This is a genomic window from Gammaproteobacteria bacterium, assembly GCA_030949385.1.
In the GTDB taxonomy this organism is placed as follows: Bacteria; Pseudomonadota; Gammaproteobacteria; order JAUZRS01; family JAUZRS01; genus JAUZRS01.
Window position 1 is genome coordinate 274,576 of the sequence record JAUZSP010000007.1, and the last position, 19,572, is coordinate 294,147.

Annotated in this window: 18 protein-coding genes; 5 read left to right on the forward strand and 13 right to left on the reverse strand. The window is 49.9% G+C overall.

Features of this window, described 5'->3' with window-relative positions; genetic code table 11:
* The first annotated feature begins 10 nt into the window (after positions 1–10).
* Genes Q9O24_10830 through Q9O24_10845 form a run of 4 tightly spaced genes read left to right on the forward strand, consistent with a single transcriptional unit; the run spans position 11 to position 6,054 of the window.
* Positions 11–886 carry a hypothetical protein gene (locus tag Q9O24_10830; protein ID MDQ7075620.1) on the forward strand — a complete coding sequence of 292 codons (876 nt, stop codon included), beginning with the start codon at positions 11–13 and terminating at the stop codon, positions 884–886.
* A gap of 37 nt (positions 887–923) precedes the next feature.
* A complete protein-coding gene (locus Q9O24_10835; GenBank protein MDQ7075621.1) occupies positions 924–2,507 on the forward strand; it encodes a cytochrome C in 1,584 nt (527 codons plus the stop codon).
* Between the two features lie 56 nt (positions 2,508–2,563).
* Positions 2,564–3,979, forward strand: coding sequence for a hypothetical protein (locus Q9O24_10840; protein MDQ7075622.1), 1,416 nt, complete (start codon positions 2,564–2,566; stop codon positions 3,977–3,979).
* Entirely contained in the window at positions 3,979–6,054 is a 2,076-nt protein-coding gene (locus Q9O24_10845; protein ID MDQ7075623.1) for an SPOR domain-containing protein, read from the forward strand. The genes Q9O24_10840 and Q9O24_10845 overlap by 1 nt, the downstream gene beginning before the upstream one ends.
* A gap of 88 nt (positions 6,055–6,142) precedes the next feature.
* Here Q9O24_10845 and lpxA read toward each other — a convergent pair whose 3' ends face one another.
* The 13 genes from lpxA to rpsB form a co-directional block, all read right to left on the reverse strand.
* Positions 6,143–6,913 carry an acyl-ACP--UDP-N-acetylglucosamine O-acyltransferase gene (gene lpxA, locus Q9O24_10850; GenBank protein ID MDQ7075624.1) on the reverse strand — a complete coding sequence of 257 codons (771 nt, stop codon included), beginning with the start codon at positions 6,911–6,913 and terminating at the stop codon, positions 6,143–6,145.
* Complete coding sequence (gene fabZ, locus Q9O24_10855) at positions 6,910–7,350, reverse strand: 3-hydroxyacyl-ACP dehydratase FabZ (GenBank protein MDQ7075625.1); 441 nt, start codon at positions 7,348–7,350, stop codon at positions 6,910–6,912. The genes lpxA and fabZ overlap by 4 nt, the downstream gene beginning before the upstream one ends.
* Positions 7,351–7,384: 34 nt before the next feature.
* Entirely contained in the window at positions 7,385–8,392 is a 1,008-nt protein-coding gene (gene lpxD / locus Q9O24_10860; protein MDQ7075626.1) for a UDP-3-O-(3-hydroxymyristoyl)glucosamine N-acyltransferase, read from the reverse strand.
* Between the two features lie 29 nt (positions 8,393–8,421).
* Entirely contained in the window at positions 8,422–8,949 is a 528-nt protein-coding gene (locus tag Q9O24_10865; GenBank protein MDQ7075627.1) for an OmpH family outer membrane protein, read from the reverse strand.
* Positions 8,950–8,976: 27 nt separating this feature from the next.
* On the reverse strand, positions 8,977–11,277 hold the full coding sequence (gene bamA, locus Q9O24_10870) for an outer membrane protein assembly factor BamA (GenBank protein ID MDQ7075628.1): 2,301 nt from the start codon (positions 11,275–11,277) through the stop codon (positions 8,977–8,979).
* Between the two features lie 9 nt (positions 11,278–11,286).
* Positions 11,287–12,651: a sigma E protease regulator RseP gene (gene rseP / locus Q9O24_10875; protein ID MDQ7075629.1), complete on the reverse strand. Its 1,365-nt coding sequence runs from the start codon at positions 12,649–12,651 to the stop codon at positions 11,287–11,289.
* 2 nt (positions 12,652–12,653) lie between these two features.
* A complete protein-coding gene (gene ispC, locus Q9O24_10880) occupies positions 12,654–13,859 on the reverse strand; it encodes a 1-deoxy-D-xylulose-5-phosphate reductoisomerase (GenBank protein MDQ7075630.1) in 1,206 nt (401 codons plus the stop codon).
* Between the two features lie 20 nt (positions 13,860–13,879).
* On the reverse strand, positions 13,880–14,767 hold the full coding sequence (locus Q9O24_10885; protein MDQ7075631.1) for a phosphatidate cytidylyltransferase: 888 nt from the start codon (positions 14,765–14,767) through the stop codon (positions 13,880–13,882).
* Complete coding sequence (locus tag Q9O24_10890) at positions 14,700–15,422, reverse strand: isoprenyl transferase (GenBank protein ID MDQ7075632.1); 723 nt, start codon at positions 15,420–15,422, stop codon at positions 14,700–14,702. Before Q9O24_10890 ends, Q9O24_10885 begins: the two co-directional genes overlap by 68 nt.
* Positions 15,423–15,464: 42 nt before the next feature.
* Entirely contained in the window at positions 15,465–16,022 is a 558-nt protein-coding gene (frr, locus tag Q9O24_10895) for a ribosome recycling factor (protein ID MDQ7075633.1), read from the reverse strand.
* A 5-nt stretch (positions 16,023–16,027) separates the two neighbouring features.
* A complete protein-coding gene (gene pyrH, locus Q9O24_10900; GenBank protein ID MDQ7075634.1) occupies positions 16,028–16,750 on the reverse strand; it encodes a UMP kinase in 723 nt (240 codons plus the stop codon).
* Between the two features lie 108 nt (positions 16,751–16,858).
* A complete protein-coding gene (gene tsf / locus Q9O24_10905) occupies positions 16,859–17,737 on the reverse strand; it encodes a translation elongation factor Ts (GenBank protein MDQ7075635.1) in 879 nt (292 codons plus the stop codon).
* A 70-nt stretch (positions 17,738–17,807) separates the two neighbouring features.
* Positions 17,808–18,593 (reverse strand): 30S ribosomal protein S2, encoded by a 786-nt coding sequence (rpsB, locus tag Q9O24_10910; GenBank protein MDQ7075636.1) that lies wholly within the window; start codon positions 18,591–18,593, stop codon positions 17,808–17,810.
* Positions 18,594–18,803: 210 nt separating this feature from the next.
* Between rpsB and map the strand changes: the two genes are divergently transcribed.
* Positions 18,804–19,571 carry a type I methionyl aminopeptidase gene (gene map, locus Q9O24_10915; protein MDQ7075637.1) on the forward strand — a complete coding sequence of 256 codons (768 nt, stop codon included), beginning with the start codon at positions 18,804–18,806 and terminating at the stop codon, positions 19,569–19,571.
* The last annotated feature ends 1 nt before the right edge of the window (position 19,572 follow it).

A 19,572-nucleotide genomic window follows, 5' to 3' on the forward strand; every position in this document is an offset into this window, starting at 1 on the left:
GTGATTTGATATGAGCAGCAACCCAACACAAACAAAACGCCTCGCCAGCGCACCCGCCCTTTCAACCACCGCCCGTGTTTTTGGTTTGATCATTATCACGTTATTGGCATGGGGCTGGATGAACAAGGACGAAAATTACCTCACTGCGGAAGAAGGTCTCGGTTACACATTGGGCATCGTTGGTGGCTCATTGATGCTACTGTTGCTGCTCTACCCAGTACGCAAAAAGCTCAAAGCCTGGCGCAATTGGGCACCGATTCGCTACTGGTTTCAAATCCATATGATGTTCGGTATCTTGGGCCCTGTAGCCATTATATTTCACAGCGGGTTTGGTTTTGGCTCCATGAACAGCAACATCGCCATGATCTGTATGTTAGTCGTCTCTGGCAGTGGCCTGTTTGGGCGTTACTTTTACACCAAAATTCACTACGGCCTGTACGGCGAACTGGCTGGCTTGAAAGAGCTAAAACAACAGACGGAAAGCAGTCGCCTTGGTTTTGAACCCATTTTTGCCGTCGCCCCTCACCTAGAAGAACATTTACACAATTTTGAGCGCGACATTTTGGCACCCTCAAAGAATTTTCTTCACGGCACCTATCGGCTGCTCTCTCTTGGCACGCGCATTCGCCACCAGCACAAAAAAATTCGAAAAGAGATCAAATTAGCGCTACATACAGCCAATGCAGACAAAAGTCGACGTGAACGCAAGCGCATCAATGCTCAGGCTCAGCTTCATCTGGACGACTATTTTGTTACACTGCGCAAAGCTGCGGAATTTAAATTTTACGAAAAAATGTTCGCTCTCTGGCATCTGATGCATTTGCCGCTGTTTTTTATGCTGGTCATCACCGGTATTTTCCATGTCATTGCCGTGCATTACTATTGAGCCAACAGATAAATAACCAAGGTTAAAAGGTGACGTTATGCGGACAAAGGGTTTTGTCTACCAAATTGTGCTACTCGGCCTGCTGTTATGGGCACCTCAAAGTTCAGCGATTAACTTTGAAACCTTGGTTATGCCTGGGCCATTAACAAAAAATCACGCCAAATTTGAAGAGAAGTGTGAAAACTGCCACGCCTCCTTTAAAAAAGAGAGCCAAAATAAATTCTGCCTAGACTGTCACGATCATAAAAACATCAAAGACGACATTCAGGCCAAAAAAGGCTTTCACGGTCGAATCAAAAACGCCAGCACCAAAGAGTGCAAAACCTGTCACAGCGACCACAAAGGGCGTGATGAAGACATCATGCGTCTTGACCCGCTCAATTTTAACCATCGCATGACCGATTTTCGCCTCAACGGCGCGCATCTGAAAGCCTCTTGTAATGCGTGCCATACCTCCGGAAAACCCCATCGAGAAGCACCGCACAACTGCATCGACTGCCACAAAGCCGATGATCGTCATCAGGGCAAATTGGGTGACAAATGCGCCGACTGCCACAGCGAACAATCGTGGCGTCAACAAGAGGTCTTTGATCACAGCAAAACCGATTTCCCCCTCAAAGGCCATCATAAAAAGGTCAAATGCAACCTCTGTCACGCCGACGAGCACTACAAAGACACCCCCAAAACCTGTGTCAGCTGTCATAAAATAAATGACACCCATCAAGGCCGCTACGGCAAAAAATGCCAAAGCTGTCACACCGAACGGGACTGGAAAAAGGTCAAATTCAAACACGACCGTGACACCAAATACCGTCTCACCGGCGCGCACAAAAAAGTCCAATGTGATACGTGCCACACCGGCCCCAAACTTTACACCAAGAAAAAACGCAAACAAACCTGCAACTCGTGCCACAAGCTCGATGACGTACACAAAGGACGTAACGGGGTAAAATGCCAAGATTGCCACACCACCAAGAGCTGGTCAGGCACCGATTTCAATCATGACAAAGACACCAAGTTTCCGCTGATTGGCAAACACACCGATTTGTCTTGCGAGGGTTGCCACAAAGGCGGTGTCTTTGAAGAACAGCTAAAAGCGGAATGTTATGCCTGTCATAAAACCCAAGACGTGCATCGCGGCCAACAGGGCAAACTGTGCCAAGAGTGCCATAATGAAAAAGGTTGGGGTAACGAGCTCTTTTTTGATCACGACATCACCCAATTTCCGCTCATTGGTCAACACGCCGTCACCCCTTGCGAAGAGTGCCACCTCTCTAATGAATACCAAGATGCCTCCAGCAAGTGCAACGACTGCCATGAGCAAGACGATGAAAAACACAAAGGCCGCCTCGGCGACAACTGTGCTCAGTGCCACAACCCCAATGATTGGAAAGCGTGGATTTTTGATCACAACAAAAACACCGATTACAAACTGGAAGGCATACATGACAAATTGGATTGCCACCTCTGTCATCGACGCACCCCCATCGGCGGGAAAATCCGTCTGGCTCACGACTGCTACAGCTGCCACCAAAGCGATGACATTCACCGTGGCAATTTTGGCCGTCACTGCGACCGCTGCCATACCGGTGACAGCTTCAGTGATATTGAGCTGCAATAAACACCGAACCCAATGACCAAAAACTGGGCAATGCCGCCCAACAAGGAGTAACGACCATGTGGAATTCTCAAAATAGGCCACGCCACGGCGGCAGCGCCATCAGCACGTTATTAATGCTGCTTTTGTGTCTGGCTTTTTTGCCCAGCACCGGCTCAGCCAAAGAAAAATTTGATCATTGGACCACCGGTTTTCCCCTCAATGGCGGCCATGTCAATGTCGAATGCGCCACTTGTCATGTGCGCGGTGTCTTTAAAGGCACCCCGACTCAATGTGCCCAGTGCCACAACGGCCGCATTGCATCTGGCATATCAGCCAATCACGTGCCCACCAATGCGGCCTGTGATGATTGCCACACCACCACCAGCATGTCCGAGGTACGATTTGACCACAACACCGTCGGCGGTGGCCAAGCCTGCACCAACTGCCACAACGGCTTGATGGCAGAAGGTAAAAACGCACGCCATATCAACACCAGCGACAGCTGTGAATCCTGTCATCGCAGCATGAGCTGGCGCAGTCTGCGTAACGTCGATCACAACGAAGTAAGAGGCTCCTGCTCCACTTGCCACAACGGCGTTACCGCGGAAGGCAAAAGCGCCCGTCACATCACCACCAACACGGAATGCGACAGTTGCCACACGGTTAAAAGCTGGAACGTATCCAACTTCAACCACGAAGGTGTGCTACCTGGAACCTGCTCCAGCTGTCACAACGGCAGCCAAGCCACCGGAAAAAGCAGCCGCCACGTTCAAACCAGCGCTGAGTGCGACGTCTGCCACAACACCAGTAACTGGTCAGCTCGGGTAGATCACAACAACGTCAGCACCAACTGTTTTGCTTGCCACAACGGGGTCAGTGCCACCGGTAAAAACCCGACTCACATTCAGACCAGCAACGTCTGTGAAGCGTGCCACAGCGCCACCCGCTGGGTACCTACGGTGCGCACCGATCACAACGAAATCAGCGGCTCTTGCTCAAGTTGTCACAACGGCGTGACCTCCACCGGCAAACACCCACAGCATTTGGCCACCACCGCCGACTGCAACGTCTGTCATCGCACCAACGCTTGGTTACCCGCCAGCTTCGATCACAGTACCGTGACAGGCGGCTGTTCTGGCTGCCATAACAACGTCACAGCCACCGGCAAAAGCGGCAACCACTTCATCACCAGTCAAGAGTGCAATGTCTGCCATACCAGCACCCGTTGGACACCCACCCTGCAATTCCGTCACAGCAGCCCCGCCTACCCTGGTGATCACGCTGCTCGACTTGATTGTCAGAGCTGCCATCGCACCAATAGCCAACAAATTCCTTGGCTGGCCCCAGCGTATCAGCCTGATTGCGCCGGTTGTCACGCCAAAGACTATGTTCCAGGCGAGCACAGAAATGCCAGTGTCAGCGCCCTACGAGATTGTGCTGGTGCCTGCCATAAATCCAGAGAACACAGTGTTCGAGACAGGAGCTTTGATTAATGAGTCAGCATCCACTCAATCGGGTGCGCTCTGCGCGCCTGCTTGGCTCAGCTCTACTGATGCTGAGCCTTCTTTCTGGCTTCTCCATATCCAGTGTAGAAGCGGCATCTGCTTATGCAATCAACCTACAATCATCACAAACACAGATTAAAAAACCATCTCAGGTCAAAGACTACGAGCGTTATCAACTGTATACCGTGCGTTTCAAAAGCAAAAAAGACGGTAAAATTTGGAACCGTCTGCGGTTGGGGTTTTTCCCCAGCTTGGCTGCTGCCCGACGAGCACTCAATGGCATTAAATCTCAATACCCCTCAGCCTGGGTTGCGAAAGCCTCGAAAAAAGAACAACAACTGGCCAATAAACAAAACAACCGCAAGGTTGCTAAACAACGCCCCAGTAAAAACCCCAGCCTCAACAAAAACACGCGCAACTCAAAAGCAAAACTCTCGGTAGCAGAGAGTCAACGCATTATGAAAGCAGCTCGCCAAGCGATGACCGGCAAAAAATACCGGCGAGCCATATCACTGCTCACTCATCTACACCAAAACGGTCACAGCAGTCAACAGAAAGACAGCCAAGAACTGCTTGGTCTTGCCTATGAACGCAAAGGTCAGCTGGCACACGCCAAAGCGGAGTATGAAAATTACTTGCGCCAATACCCTAAAGGCAAAGAGACCCAACGAGTACAACAACGCCTGTCTGGTCTATTAACCGCACAGGTGCAACCTCGGGAAAAACTGCGTGGCTCCGCCAAACAGCGCCAAGATCGCAAACCAAAATGGCGTTATTTCACCAATCTGTCGCAGTACTACTCTACTGCGAATCGAAATACCACCAGCAACGGCAGCTCCACTTCCGAGCAGACCCAGTCGGACCTCAACACCTACATCAGTTTTAGTGCCGACCGACGTGGCGGACGCTTCGAAGTCAGTACCGACATGAACCTCGACAGCCGTTACGAATTCCCGACCGACTCTTTAGACACTGCACGAGATCGCACTCGCCTACGCTCTCTTTATGCCGAAGTGGTGGATAAGGACACTCAACTGTCCGGCAGAATCGGTCGCCAACGGCTGAATAAATACGGCGTTTTAGGCCGTTTTGATGGCCTGCTCAGCGGTTATTCCATCACCCAAAAAATTCGTACCAACGCCGTTATCGGCTTTCCAGTCAACACCAGTGACTACGCGCAAATCAATACCGACAACCCTTTTTACGGTGCCAGCGTCGAGTATGGCCCCTATCAGGAAAACTGGGATTTCACCGGTTATTTTATCGAACAGAGGTTTGATGCGCTGGTTGATCGACGTGCCATCGGGGGTGAAGCACGTTATTTAGATAAAAACCGCTCTCTCTTCACCCTGTTGGACTACGACATCTTCCACAATGAACTCAACACCGTGTTAATTTTAGGTAATTGGACACTGGAAAATAAAGGCCGAGCGTATCTCTCCTACAGTCAACTGAAAAGCCCCACTTTATTAACCCAAAACGCCATCGGTAGCAGCGATCTTGCGGGCAATCAGCTTCTCACTTTGGCTGAACTGCAACAAAACTTCAGCGATGATCAAATTTATCAGCTCGCCAAAGATAAAACCGAAGAGAGCAGAAACCTCACCTTAGGCTGGGCACGTCCGATCAACAAAAAATATCAATACGATACCAGCCTCAACGTGGCCTCTTTGACCGGCAGCAGTGGCCAAGACATCTCCTACAACCTACAGTTGATTGCCAACAATCTACTGAAAAAAGGTGACTCCGGTATTGTCGGTTTGCGGGTGCAAAACAGCGACAGCAGTAACGTCATTTACCTCTCAGGGAACATGCGTTACCCCTATAACAAATGGCGTTTTAACCCTAGGTTGGTGGTGCAAAAACGCGATAATAAAAGCCTCAACAGCGACAGTGTTGTGCTCACCCCTTCGGTACGGGTGGATTATCGTTTCAAACGCGACATCAGTTTTGAAAGTGAGCTTAGAATGGACATCACCTCAGATACCGATAACGCTGGCGGCACAACGGATACTAATGAGTTCTACATCAATCTTGGTTATCGTTGGGACTTCGCCAACTGATCCTTCACAATTAACCACCCATAAAAAAACCCGCAAATTGCGGGTTTTTTTATGGGTACTATTAAAGTAGATTTACAACAGAAAAACCTTAACGAACAATACCACGCTCACTGCCTTCAATAAAGGCCAGCAGATCTTTAACCTGTTGATGTTCTTCGGCTAATAACTTTACTTTCAACAACGCCTCATCACGCGCGCCTCGATTTTTCACCAACAGCTTGAATGTTTGGTGCAGCGCTTGAATTAACTCATCGGAAAACCCACGGCGCTTCAAACCGCGCTTATTGATCCCATAAGCCGAAGCGTGATTACCGGCCACCATCACAAAAGGCGGCACATCCCGATTAATGATCGTGCCCAAACCTGAAAACGCATGAGTACCGATGTGACTGAACTGATGCACACAGGTAAAACCGCCTAAAATGGCATAATCATCCACTTTTACATGACCTGCAATGGAAGCGGCATTGGAAAAAATAGTATGATTTGCCACTTGGCAATCATGGGCAACATGAGCGTAAGCCATAAACAAATTATGGTCACCAATACGAGTGTATCCTCCCCCCTTCGCCGTACCTCGGTGCAAAGTGACGAACTCACGAATCACATTGTGATCACCGATCTCTAAAAAGCTCTCTTCACCGGCATACTTCAAATCCTGTGCAACTTCACCCACAGAGGAAAATTGGAAAATTCGATTGTTTTTACCGATCCGAGTCGAATCACCAATCACCACATGCGATGCAATCTCACAGCCAGAACCGATCTCCACAGCCGCACCAATAATGCTATACGGGCCAACACTCACATCTTCTGCAAGTGTCGCACTGGGATCAATAATGGCCGTTGGGTGAATCAAGAGTCAATTTCTCGCTCTGCACCCATTAATTCTGCGCTGCACGCCAATTCATCGCCCACCCACGCTTCGGTGGCAAACTTCCACATACCCCGTTTTTGTTTCAACAATTTGACTTTAATCGTCAACTGATCACCGGGTTCTACTTGACGCTTAAAACGCGCTTTATCAATGGAAACAAACAAATACAAACTTTTATCGGTGGGTTTTTTTTCTTGGGTTTTAAACACCAAAATACCCGTCGCCTGCGCCATCGCTTCCAACATCAACACCCCAGGAAACACCGGGCGATTGGGAAAGTGACCGGTAAAAAACGGCTCGTTAAACGTGACGTTTTTAATCGCGGTCAGATGACTGCCCAACTCAATATCAAGCACACGGTCAATCAATAAAAAAGGGTAGCGGTGCGGCAAATACTCCAGCACCTCATGAATACTCATCTCATTCAAAATACAATCCTCGAAATAATTTAATTTATTTTTTTTCTAAAGCCGCCAAACGGCGTGCCATCAAATCCAGTTGTGAAAAACGCACCCGGTTGCGTTTCCAGAGCCGATTGGGCTGCAAAGGCGTACCCGACGAATAGGTTCCCGCCTCGCCAATAGAGCTTGTCACCAATGATTTGGCGGTAATATTGACGTAATCGGCAATTTCCAAATGACCTAAAATACCCGCCGCCCCTCCCACTGTGCAGTGACGACCAATTTTAGCACTGCCCGCGATGCCAACACAGCCTGCAATGGCACTAAACGCCCCAATATGAACATTGTGTGCCACCTGAATCAGGTTATCTAAAATAACCCCCTCTTCAATCACCGTGTCCTCAAGCGCGCCACGATCAATGGTGGTGTTGGCACCAATTTCAACATCATCGCCAATCTGAACCGCACCGATCTGTGGAATCGCCAACCAACGCCCCTCTTCATTGGCGTAACCAAACCCCTCAGCACCAATCACCGTCCCCGACTGCACTTTCACTCGTTTGCCCAAGTAACAATCGTGATGAATCGTTACATGTGGGTTCAAATAGACCCGATCAGCCAAATGAACTCGCTCACCAAGATAGCTTCCTGCACCAACAAAACAGCCTGCTTCTACAACCACACCCGCCTCAATCACCACCTGAGCGGCAATGGAAGCCGTCGGATCTATCTGCGCTTTCGAATCTATCGTTGCAGACGCATGAATTCCAGCGGCTGGAATCGGCACAGAATGCAGCAACCGCGCAATTTTGGCGTAACTCAAATAAGGATTGTCTGAGAGCAGCACTGCCATCGGTGCAGACTCCGCCCACTCGGGTTTGAGAATAACGGCACTGGCTGCACTTTTGAGCAACAACGGCTGAAACTTCTTCTGCGATAAAAAGCTCAAGGCTCCCGCCGAAGCACTCACCAGTGGCTCCATTCGATCCACTTCGATGGCAGCTTCTCCAACCAGCTGCAACTGAAAACGATCAGCAAGATCAAGCAGAGAAAATCGCACACACATCCTATAATCTACGTTGTTATTTTTTATTCTGGCACGGAGTGCAATAAAAGCTGGCTTTTCAACACATTTAGCAGTTTTTGCGTCAGATCGGTGCGTTTACTGGCAAACAGCACCCCGTCACTGAGAATAAGATCATACTGCTCATCTTTTGCTAATTGCGCTATCGCCTCCATCACAGAACGCCGCACTTTTTTAAACTCATTGTTTTTTTGAATATTAAGATCTTCGCGAAAATCCTGCTCATTGCGATCTTTTTTGCGTTTTAAACGGCGGATCTCTTTCTCCAACAAACGCCGTTTTGGGATTGACATCACCAAACCCTCTTTTTCCAGCAGATAACGTTTTTCATCCAAACTCTTCTGCTGTTTTTGCAGCAGCAGTTGACGTGGAGCAAACTCTTTTTCCAACCTTAAAGCCGCTTCGACCGCCGTCGGCGCTTTATCAATCAGATAAGGAATATCAACAAAACCAAGTTTTAATGTCGATTCAGCCTGCAAAACCAAACTGCTAAACAGCAGAACAAGGGTCACTGCAACTCTATTTTTTCCCATACGCCCTCCTACTCGCTCTCAATTGGCTCAAAATAGGGTACCAATGGTGAATTGTACCTTATCTTCCGTATCACCTGAGCGAATATTGATCGGCTCTCCGTAACTGATACTCAAAGGACCGATGGGCGACAACCATAAAAAAGCCACCCCAATAGAACTGCGTAATTCCGTCAGTTGAAAATCTTCAGCTTTCGTAAACACATTGCCATTATCAATAAAAAAGCTGATCCGAGTTGAGCCCGGCTCTTCAACAAACGGCGGAGGGAAAATAAGTTCCAGAGTTGAGACCGTCTTAAAATCACCACCCGCCGGTTCGCCACGGGAATCTTTCGGCCCTAAGCTATAAGCCTCATACCCCCGCACCGAACGAATGCCGCCAGCGTAATATTTTTCAAAAAAGGGCAGGTCGATGCGTGAACCATAACCCTCTCCGTATTTTATTTCACTGCGTAACGACAACACATAACGATCCGTCACCGGATAATAATATTCAAAATCATAACCCAGCTTGTAAAACTCCAGATCACTGCTCGGCAAAGACCAGTCCAACGAGAGACGGTGCAACCAACCCTGCTCGGCAAACACAGTACGGTTACGACGATCGTAACTTAAACTGGCGTCGATATTAGAGCCGTCAAACCGCTGCTTACCGCTGCTACCAACAAAGGCTTTAATTTCATCAGAGCTGTTTTCAGTACTGAAAATATCACTGCGTTCTAAACCACCACCCAATTTCACCGTCGTGAACTCATTCACGGGAATGCCGTAACGCAGACTCAAACGATAACTGTCACGTCGATAATCTGCCGTTGTGCTCAACTGAGTCGCATCGGTTTTACGACTCAACAAGGAAAACGTGCGACTTACCCCATCCTCCGTATGATAGGGGTCGGTAAAAGAGAGGCTGTATTGTTCATTAGAAATGCTGTTATCAACCGCAATTTTAAGCCGCTGCCCCGTCCCCAATAAATTCTCTTGCGACAAACTGGCGTTAAAAAGCAAACCTTGAGTACTGGAGTAACCAGCACCAATGCTGAAAGAGCCTGAAGAGCGCTCCGTCACACTAACGTACAAATCCACTTGGTCCTCACGCCCAACCACCTTTGGGGTTTCCAAAGAGACCTGTTCAATGTAACTCAGACGTTGCAAACGAATCCGCGAGCGTTTCACTTTGCTGGGCGACAACCAGCCTCCCTCCAACTGACGCATCTCACGACGCAAAACCGTATCGTGGGTTTTTGCATTGCCCGAGAAAATAATCCGCCGCACATACACCCGTTTACCAGGATCGATGACGATGTTCAAATCCACTTGGCGCGCCTCGTCATCAATCGTTGGCACCACGTCAATATTGGCAAAAGCGTAACCATCATCGCCCAAACGCTCAGAGATTTTGCTGGTGGCATTGGTTACTTGGCGACGTGAAAAAATATCGTCTTTTTCAATCAAGAGTAACTTTTCTAAGCTCTCTTTGGGCAACACAAAACGCCCTGCCAAAACCACTTCACGCACACGATACTGCTCGCCCTCATCAATATTAATCGTGACGTAAATGCCCTGTTTATTCGGTGTAATGGAGATCTGCGAAGAGAGCACCTTAAAATTAATGTAACCCCGATCTTGATAATAGGAGCGTAAAATCTCCAAATCACCCGCCAGTTTGGTACGCGAATATTGATCTGCGCTACTAAAAAAACTGAACGCACTGGATTCCGATGATTCGATTTGATCCAGCAACACCGCATCGCTAAAACGCCGGTTGCCAATGATGTTGATCTGTTTAATCTTGGACTCTTCACCTTCCTGAATCATCACCTGAATATCCACTCGGTTACGTTCCAGAGGCACCACCGTGGTTTTGATGTTCATGCCGTAATTGCCTTGGCTGAAATAGAGACGACGAATCTCCTGCTGCACTCGCTCCAACACAGAACGGTTAAAAACCCGCCCCTTCGCAATACCCAAAGAATTCAGTGAAGCGGTTAACTGCTCGTCCTCCAGCTTTTCATTGCCCTCAATTTTGATCTCAGAAATAGCCGGTCGCTCCACCACCGTCACCACCAAAGTTGAATCGTCACGCGCCAAACTGACATCATTGAACATGCCAGTGGCAAAAAGCGCTCGAATCAACTTACCTGAATCACGTTCCTCATAACGTTCACCGACTCGCATCGGCAAATAGTTCAGCACCGTGCCAACAGAGACCCGCTCACCGCCTTTTACTTCAATGGCTTCAACCACAAAGGTATTATCAACAGCCCAAAGTACATTTGGGTTTAAAAAAACACAAATAAGCACAAAAAAACGCAATACAAAACGATAAAACATGAATTACCCTCAGCCCAGCAAACGCGCGAGATCGTTATAAAAAGCCAAGCCCATCAGGCAGATCAACAAAAACATCCCTATCTGCTGACCTATCATCTGTGTTTGCTCTGAAAGTGGCCGCCGTTTCACTACTTCAATAAAAAAGAAGAGCAGATGGCCACCGTCCAACACAGGAATTGGCAACAAATTTAATACACCCAAACTGATACTGATCAGCGCCAAGAAACTCAAATAATGATCCAAACCAACGCTGGCCGACTGACCGGCATACTGGGCAATGGTCAGCGGCCCACTGATGTTTTTCAGTGAGGCATCACCCACCAGCAGCTTACCCAGCATCTGCAACGTGATCACCGACATCTGCCAGGTTTTTTCCGCTGCCTGTTGCAGCGCCTCTAACGGTGAATATGAAATTTCCGTCATCAAACGCTGCTGACGCAGAGGCAAGGCACGGGTCTCAGCCGCCCCAATATAACCGATGTGCTGCGTTTTAAGCTGTTTCAGAGCGGGGGTTAGAAATAAAACAATCACATCGCCATTACGCTTCACCCGCAGTTCCATACGTTGCTCAGGGCGAGCACGGACGTAATTCACCCACGCTTGCCAGCTCTCAATATTGACACCGTCTGCACTCAGAATCAGATCATCCACCTGCAAACCGGCTTTTTCAGCCGCCCCACCTGACAACACTTGCCCGATTTGAGGCGGCACCTGCGGCCACCACGGTGACAGTCCCAATTGGCGCAGCGGGTCACCTTCTGCTTTTAAAAACGAACGACCTTGCAGATCCAACAAAAGCAATTCACTGCCACCAACCGCCCGTTCCACACGCAACGGCAACGGCTGATCGGTATCAAGCAACCCCTCCATTAACAACAAGCGCGCTTGATCCCAACTGGCCACCGACTGACCGTTAACAGAAATCAGCTGATCTTCGTTATGCAAACCCGCCTCAAACGCCGGTGTGCCTTTGGGTGGTTCTGCCACAATGGGCAACAATGAACTGATACCGATAACAAACATCAACCAATAAGCGGCGATGGCCAAAATAAAATTAGCCAAAGGACCGGCCATCACAATCGCAATGCGGGCATAAACGCTCTTGCGATTAAAAGCACGATCCAGCTCTTCGGCTGCCACCTCGCCTTCGCGCTCATCCAGCATCTTGACGTAACCACCCAAAGGAATGGCCGCCACCACAAATTCCGTACCGTCTTTGCCCTGCCATGAAAACAACGGTTTGCCAAAACCGATGGAGAAACGCAGCACCTTAACGCCCATTTTACGCGCCACCCAAAAATGGCCGTACTCATGGATGGTGATCAAAATACCTAAAGCAACAAAAAAAGCCAACAAACTGATGATAAAACTCACGATTAGGACACCTTCCGCAAACGATCGGCTTGTTCAACGGCCACATCACGCGCCAATTGATCTTGCTGCAAAATCAGCGACAAATCCGTCGCCTCTTGTACCGCGACCTCAGCTAAAGTCGCCTCAATTACCTGATGAATCTGCATAAATCCAAGCCGTCCATCCAAAAAACGCTCCACCGCAATTTCATTGGCGGCATTCAATAAAGTGCTAGCGGTACCGCCTTGACGCAAAGCCTCAAAGGCCAAACGCAAACAAGGAAAACGGTCTAAATTAGGTTGTTCAAAATTAAGCTGCCCCACCGCCAACAGATCCAGTGGCGCAACCCCAGATTCAATGCGCTCCGGCCACGCCAAAGCATGAGCAATGGGGGTACGCATATCAGGATTGCCCAACTGCGCCAACACCGAACCGTCACGGTAAGAGACCATAGAATGAATCACGCTTTCAGGGTGCAGCACCACCTCGATTTTATCGGCAGCGGCGGCAAACAGCCAATGGGCTTCGATCACCTCCAGACCTTTGTTCATCATAGTGGCGGAATCCACGGAAATTTTACGCCCCATGATCCAATTGGGGTGCGCACAGGCTTGATCGGGGGTCACCGCACTCAACTGCTCTACCGGCGTGGTTCGAAACGGACCACCTGAGGCAGTCAACAGCACTTTTTCTACTCCGACCCGCTGCAACCCCCCCGCGTACTCAAGTGGCATGCACTGAAACACCGCGTTGTGTTCACTGTCGATGGGCAGCAATTCTGCACCGCAGCGCTGCACTTCATCCATCAACAGTTGGCCGGTCATCACCAAGGCCTCTTTGTTGGCCAACAAAACACGCTTACCTGCCCGCACCGCCGCCAAGGTGGGCAACAGACCCGCCGCACCGACAATTGCCGCCATCACCATTTTGGCTTCCGGCAGAGCCGCAACCCGCTCCAAACCGGCCAAACCGGCCAGCACTTCCGTCGGTAGCCCCGCCTGCTGACAACGCTGCGACAACTGCTCTGCCGCGTTTTCATTGACCATCACTGCGTACGCAGGCCGCACCTGCTGACACTGCTGAAAGAGACGATCAACGTTGCGGTTGGCGGTCAGGGCGGTGACAAAATAGCGCTCTGGATGGCGTTTTAATACATCCAAAGTACTGACACCAATGGAACCAGTGGCACCTAAAATCGTCACCCCTTGAGAGTCGGTTCTGTTGCTCATATAAACGGTCAATCTTCCTGTTAAAACCAAGCCAAACCGGCAACAAAAATAGGCGCGGCAGCCAAGAGACTGTCTATGCGATCCAACACCCCACCGTGGCCTGGCAAAATTCGGCCACTGTCTTTAGCCCCCGCTTCGCGTTTCAACAGGCTTTCCAACAAATCTCCCACCACCGACAACGAAGCCACAAACAAGGTTAATAAGATAAAACCCAGCTGATTAGCAGGCCAATCCAGCCAGTAAAGACCGGCCACTGCGTAAAAAGTTGCGGCCAGCAAGCCACCCGCCACACCCTGCCACGTTTTGCCAGGGCTCAAAATGGGAGCCAATTTGTCTCTGCCCCAGCGTTTACCGGCAAAATAAGCGCCTGTATCCACCACCCACAACAAACAGACAATGTACAGCAGCAGTTTTGGCCCCCATTGAGACGCACCATGTACCGTAACCAGCGCCAGATAAGAAGGCACTAAAGCAAACAAACCCAGAAAAAGCCATTTCAAGCCCACTTTGCCCCGCTCACGCTCGCTAACAAAACGGACCCGAAACAACACCCAGCACACCAGCCCCCACCCCAACAAGACCAGTGGGTAGAGTGGCGAAGACAAATTCGCCCACTGTAACCACCAGATCAACAGGGTTACCACCACTACGCCCAACATCCAAATGGCTCGCTGAGGCGCAGTGCGTAAGGAGGACAAACAGCCCCATTCCCACGCACCCATCAGATAAAACAGCCCCAACAAAGCCGCCAAACCAGAGGTGGACAAAGCAAGCATCGCCCAAATGGAGAGCGAGCCTAAAATAGCTCCGGTCAATAAACGTTGTTTCAACATACCGTGGTTATCCCACCTGTTCCCCTGTGCGCCCAAAGCGGCGCTGACGCTGGCGATAAAAGGCCAACGCTTCATCCAATGTGTTTTCATCAAAATCCGGCCACAGAGCATCGGTAAAATAGAGCTCCGTGTAAGCCAACTGCCACAACAAATAATTACTGATGCGACGTTCACCACCGGTACGAATAAACAGATCCGGCTCAGGCAGATCACTCAGATCCACATAAGTCCCAAACAACACCTCATCCACCTGCGCGGCGTTTACTTTACCCGCCTCCACATCACGACAGAGGCGTTTCGCTGCGTGGGCAATGTCCCAACGACCGCCGTAATTCACCGCGATATTAAGATACATGCCGTTGTTGTTTTCGGTGCGTTTTTCCGCTGCCTCCATCTCTTCCCGCAAGGTGTCGTTGAAGGGACTTTTATCACCAATAAAACGCACTCGAACTTTATTGCGATGCAACCGTTTCACCTCGCCACGCAAGGTGATCAAAAACAATTTCATCAGCAAACCGACTTCTTCTTCCGGTCTACGCCAATTTTCACTGCTAAAGGCAAACAGGGTCAATGCCTCAATTTTATTTTTCGAACACGCCTCAACCGCCCGCCGCGTTGCTTTGACCCCTTCACGGTGCCCCAAAGTACGCGGCATAAAGCGTTTTTTTGCCCAGCGGCCATTGCCGTCCATAATGACCGCGATGTGACGCGGCAACACCTTGTCAGTCATTTTGTTTCCCTCTCTCTCACAGCCTATTTTTATTAGCGGCGCTTAAACTTCCATCAACTCTTTTTCTTTATTGCCCAACAGCAGCTCAATTTCAGCGATAAAACCATCCGTGAGTTTTTGCACTTTCTCCTCTGCTCGACGTTCGTCGTCTTCGGAGATCTCTTTCTCTTTGCACAGGCTTTTAAAATCGCTGTTAGCGTCACGACGAATGTTGCGAATCGCCACCCGACCGCCTTCTGCTTCGTTACGCACCACTTTCACCAGATCACAACGGCGCTCTTCCGTCAGTGGCGGCAGTGGAATGCGGATCACTTGACCCACAGAGTTGGGGTTCAGCCCCAAACTAGAGTTCATGATCGCTTTCTCAATCACCGCCACCATCGGTTTTTCCCACGGTGTGACGCTCAAAGTACGCGCGTCTTCCACAGAAATATTCGCCACCTGACTCAAAGGCACATCGGAACCGTAATAATCCACCTGAATCACATCCAGCAGACTGGTCTGTGCCCGACCCGTGCGAATGCGGCTGAACTCCTGTTTCAGCGCTTCAACACTTTTGCTCATGCGTCGTTTTGCATCGTCTTGAATTTCATCAATCATCTTAACTAACCTTGTTCTACCACGGTGCCAATGTCTTCGCCCATCATCAGACGCCACAAGTCACCTTCGTTATTCAAATTAAATACCCGTAACGGCATATTATGCTCACGGCAAAGCACCGTTGCGGTGGTGTCCATCACGCCCAAATTATCACTCAACACCTGATCGTAACTGATGCGTTCGTACCGCTTAGCAGCGGGATTTTTCATCGGATCAGAGTCATACACACCGTTCACTTTAGTCGCTTTGAGCATCACATCCGCTTTGATCTCAATGGCACGCAGACTGGCGGCGGAATCGGTGGTGAAAAACGGATTTCCGGTACCGGCAGCCAAAATGGTCACCGCGCCTTTTTGCAGATATTCCAGCGCCAAACGCGGCGAGTAATCTTCGCACGCTTGGGCAATGGACAACGCCGACAACACCCGAGCATCCAGACCTTGCTGAATCAGCGCGTCTTTCATTGCCAAGGAGTTCATCACCGTGGCCAACATGCCAATGTGATCACCGGTAACCCGATCCATGCCGCCTTGCGCCAAACCGGCACCGCGAAAAATATTACCGCCACCGATGACCACCGCCACCTGCACCCCTTGCGCTTGCAACTGCTTAATTTCAGTTGCAACACGGGCAATAAATTGCGGATCAATGCCGTACTCAAACCCGCCCATCAAGGCTTCGCCGCTCAGTTTTAACAAAATGCGTTTGTAAATTGGAGTCTCTGACATCGTGTACCACCCCAGCGTTATTTGATCAAAAAAAAGCCATCATACCTGACAAAAGTCTCTTGCATAAAAAAGCCGGGACTCAATCCCGGCTTTTCGGCTCAAAGGCGATTAACTGCCCTGAACTTGTGCCTTCACCTCATCAGCGAAGTTTTCCACTTTTTTCTCGATGCCTTCACCCACTTCCAAACACTGGAAGTAGGCCACTTCAGCACCTGCGCCTTTGAGCAACTTGGCCACACTTTGATCGGGATCTTTAACAAACGATTGGCCCAACAGAGTGATTTCAGCCAAGTATTTTCTCATCCGACCGACAATCATTTTTTCAATGATGTTATCGGGTTTGCCGCTCTCTTTGGCTTGCGCCACAAAGATGGATTTTTCTTTCTCTAAAATGTCCGCAGGCACCTGCTCTTCAGAGATGCAAACTGGACGGCTGGCAGCAATGTGCATCGCCACATCACGACCCAGAGCCGCATCACCGCCAACGATGTCCACCAGTACAGCGATGCGCACACCGTGCAAGTAGTTGCACAACGTACCTTGTGCTGCACGGATTTCAAAACGACGCACCTGAATGTTCTCGCCAATTTTAGCGATCAGCTCTTGACGTGCCACCTCAACGGTGCGGCCATCATCCAGAGTCATCTCATTCAGAGTGGCCACATCCGCAGGGCTGTTGGCTAAAATCAGTTTTGCTACAGAAGAGACAAAGTTATTAAAATCATCACCTTTAGAGACAAAATCAGTTTCGCTGTTCACTTCCAACATCACGGCGGTTTTGCCATCACCAGCAACCTCAACCACCACCGCACCTTCCGCTGCGATACGACCGGCTTTTTTATCGGCTTTTGCTAAGCCTGTTTTACGCATGTGGTCGATTGCCGCTTCCATATCGCCGTCCATTTCAGACAACGCTTTTTTACATTCCATCATGCCTGAGCCAGTACGCTGACGCAGCTCTTTTACCATTGAAGCCGTAATTGCCATTTGGGGTCTCTCTTTAAATCAGTCAATTTAGCAGCGCCCATCTTGGCAGGCACTGCTAAAACATATCTCATTACGCTTCTGCGGATGCGCCGCTGTCGCCTTCGGCTGCTGCATCGGCATCAGCACCCGCTGCCACTTCAACAAAATCGTCGTTTTCATTCACAACCGGCGTGTTGATGTTTTTGCCGTCTTGGATCGCAGCCGCCACACCTTGGGTGTAGAACTGAATCGCGCGCAGAGCGTCATCGTTACCAGGAATGATGTAATCGACGTTTTTAGGCGAATGGTTGCTGTCCACCACCGCAATCACGGGAATACCCAATTTGGTCGCTTCCGCAACAGCGATGTTTTCCGTACCCACATCAACAACAAAAACGGCATCGGGCAGACGATCCATATCCTTGATGCCGCCCAAGCTGCGTTCCAACTTGTCCATTTCACGCTGACGTTGCAGCGCTTCTTTTTTATTCAGACGCTCGATGGTGCCATCGGCAAACATCGCTTCCAACACTTTCAAACGTTTCACCGACTGTTTGATGGTTTTGAAGTTGGTCATCATGCCACCCAACCAGCGACGGTTGACGTAAGGCATACCACACGCTTTGGCGGATTCGCTGATCGCATCCCGCGCCGCACGCTTGGTTCCGACAAACAGCACTTTGCCGTTTTTAGAAGCCAACTTGCCAAGGAAATTAAGCGCGTCTTCCATCATCGGAACGCTGCTTTCCAAGTTAAAGATATGGATGTTGTTACGCGCACCAAAAATATACGGTGCCATCTGGGGGTTCCAGTAACGGGTTTGGTGACCGAAATGAACACCTGCTTTTAACATGTCACGCATTGAAACTTTAGCCATGAGATTTCCTCTGTCTGGGTTTGGCCTCCGTCTGCCCGCTTAACCAACCCCGTAGGGCACCCAGTCAAGCGTCTCTAGCAGACGTGTGAATTGCATCAACAACCCTATGTCGTGATGCGCGGCGATTTATACCACAATCCTTCCTCAGCTGCAAAACAGAGATAAAAATCGGGTACAATGGCCGCCAATTCAGATCAGGAATCCAATCCCATGCAGGTCACGATAAAAACAGCCGAAGAGATCGAAAAAATGCGCACCGCAGGACGACTGGCCGCCGATGTGCTAACCATGATCGAACCTCATATTCAAGCGGGGACCACCACCGACGAACTGGACAAACTCTGCCACGACTACATCGTCAATGTGCAAAAAGCGATTCCCGCCCCGCTCAACTACCATGGCTTTCCAAAATCCATCTGCACCTCGGTCAACCATCAGGTCTGCCACGGTATTCCCAGCGATAAAAAGCTCAAAAAAGGCGACATCATCAACGTAGACATCACCGTGATCAAAAACGGCTACCACGGTGACACCAGCCGCATGTTTCACGTCGGTCAAACCAGTGCCCAAGCGCAGCGCCTCTGCAATGTCGCTTACGACTGCATGAAAATCGGCATCGAAATGGTCAAACCGGGCGTTCGTCTGGGCGACATTGGTCACGCCATTCAACGCCACGCCGAAACCAGCTACTGCTCCGTGGTACGAGAATATTGCGGCCACGGCATCGGCCAAAATTTTCATGAAGACCCACAAGTGCTGCACTACGGTCGTCCTGGCACCGGTCTGGAGCTGCGTCAAGGCATGACCTTCACCATCGAACCGATGATCAATCTGGGCAAACGCCAGGTCAAACAACTGGGTGACAACTGGACCGTGATCACCAAAGACCGCAGCCTCTCAGCACAGTGGGAACACACCCTACTGGTGACCGAAAGCGGTTTTGAGATTTTCACCCTGCGCGAAGGGGATCTGCTCTAAC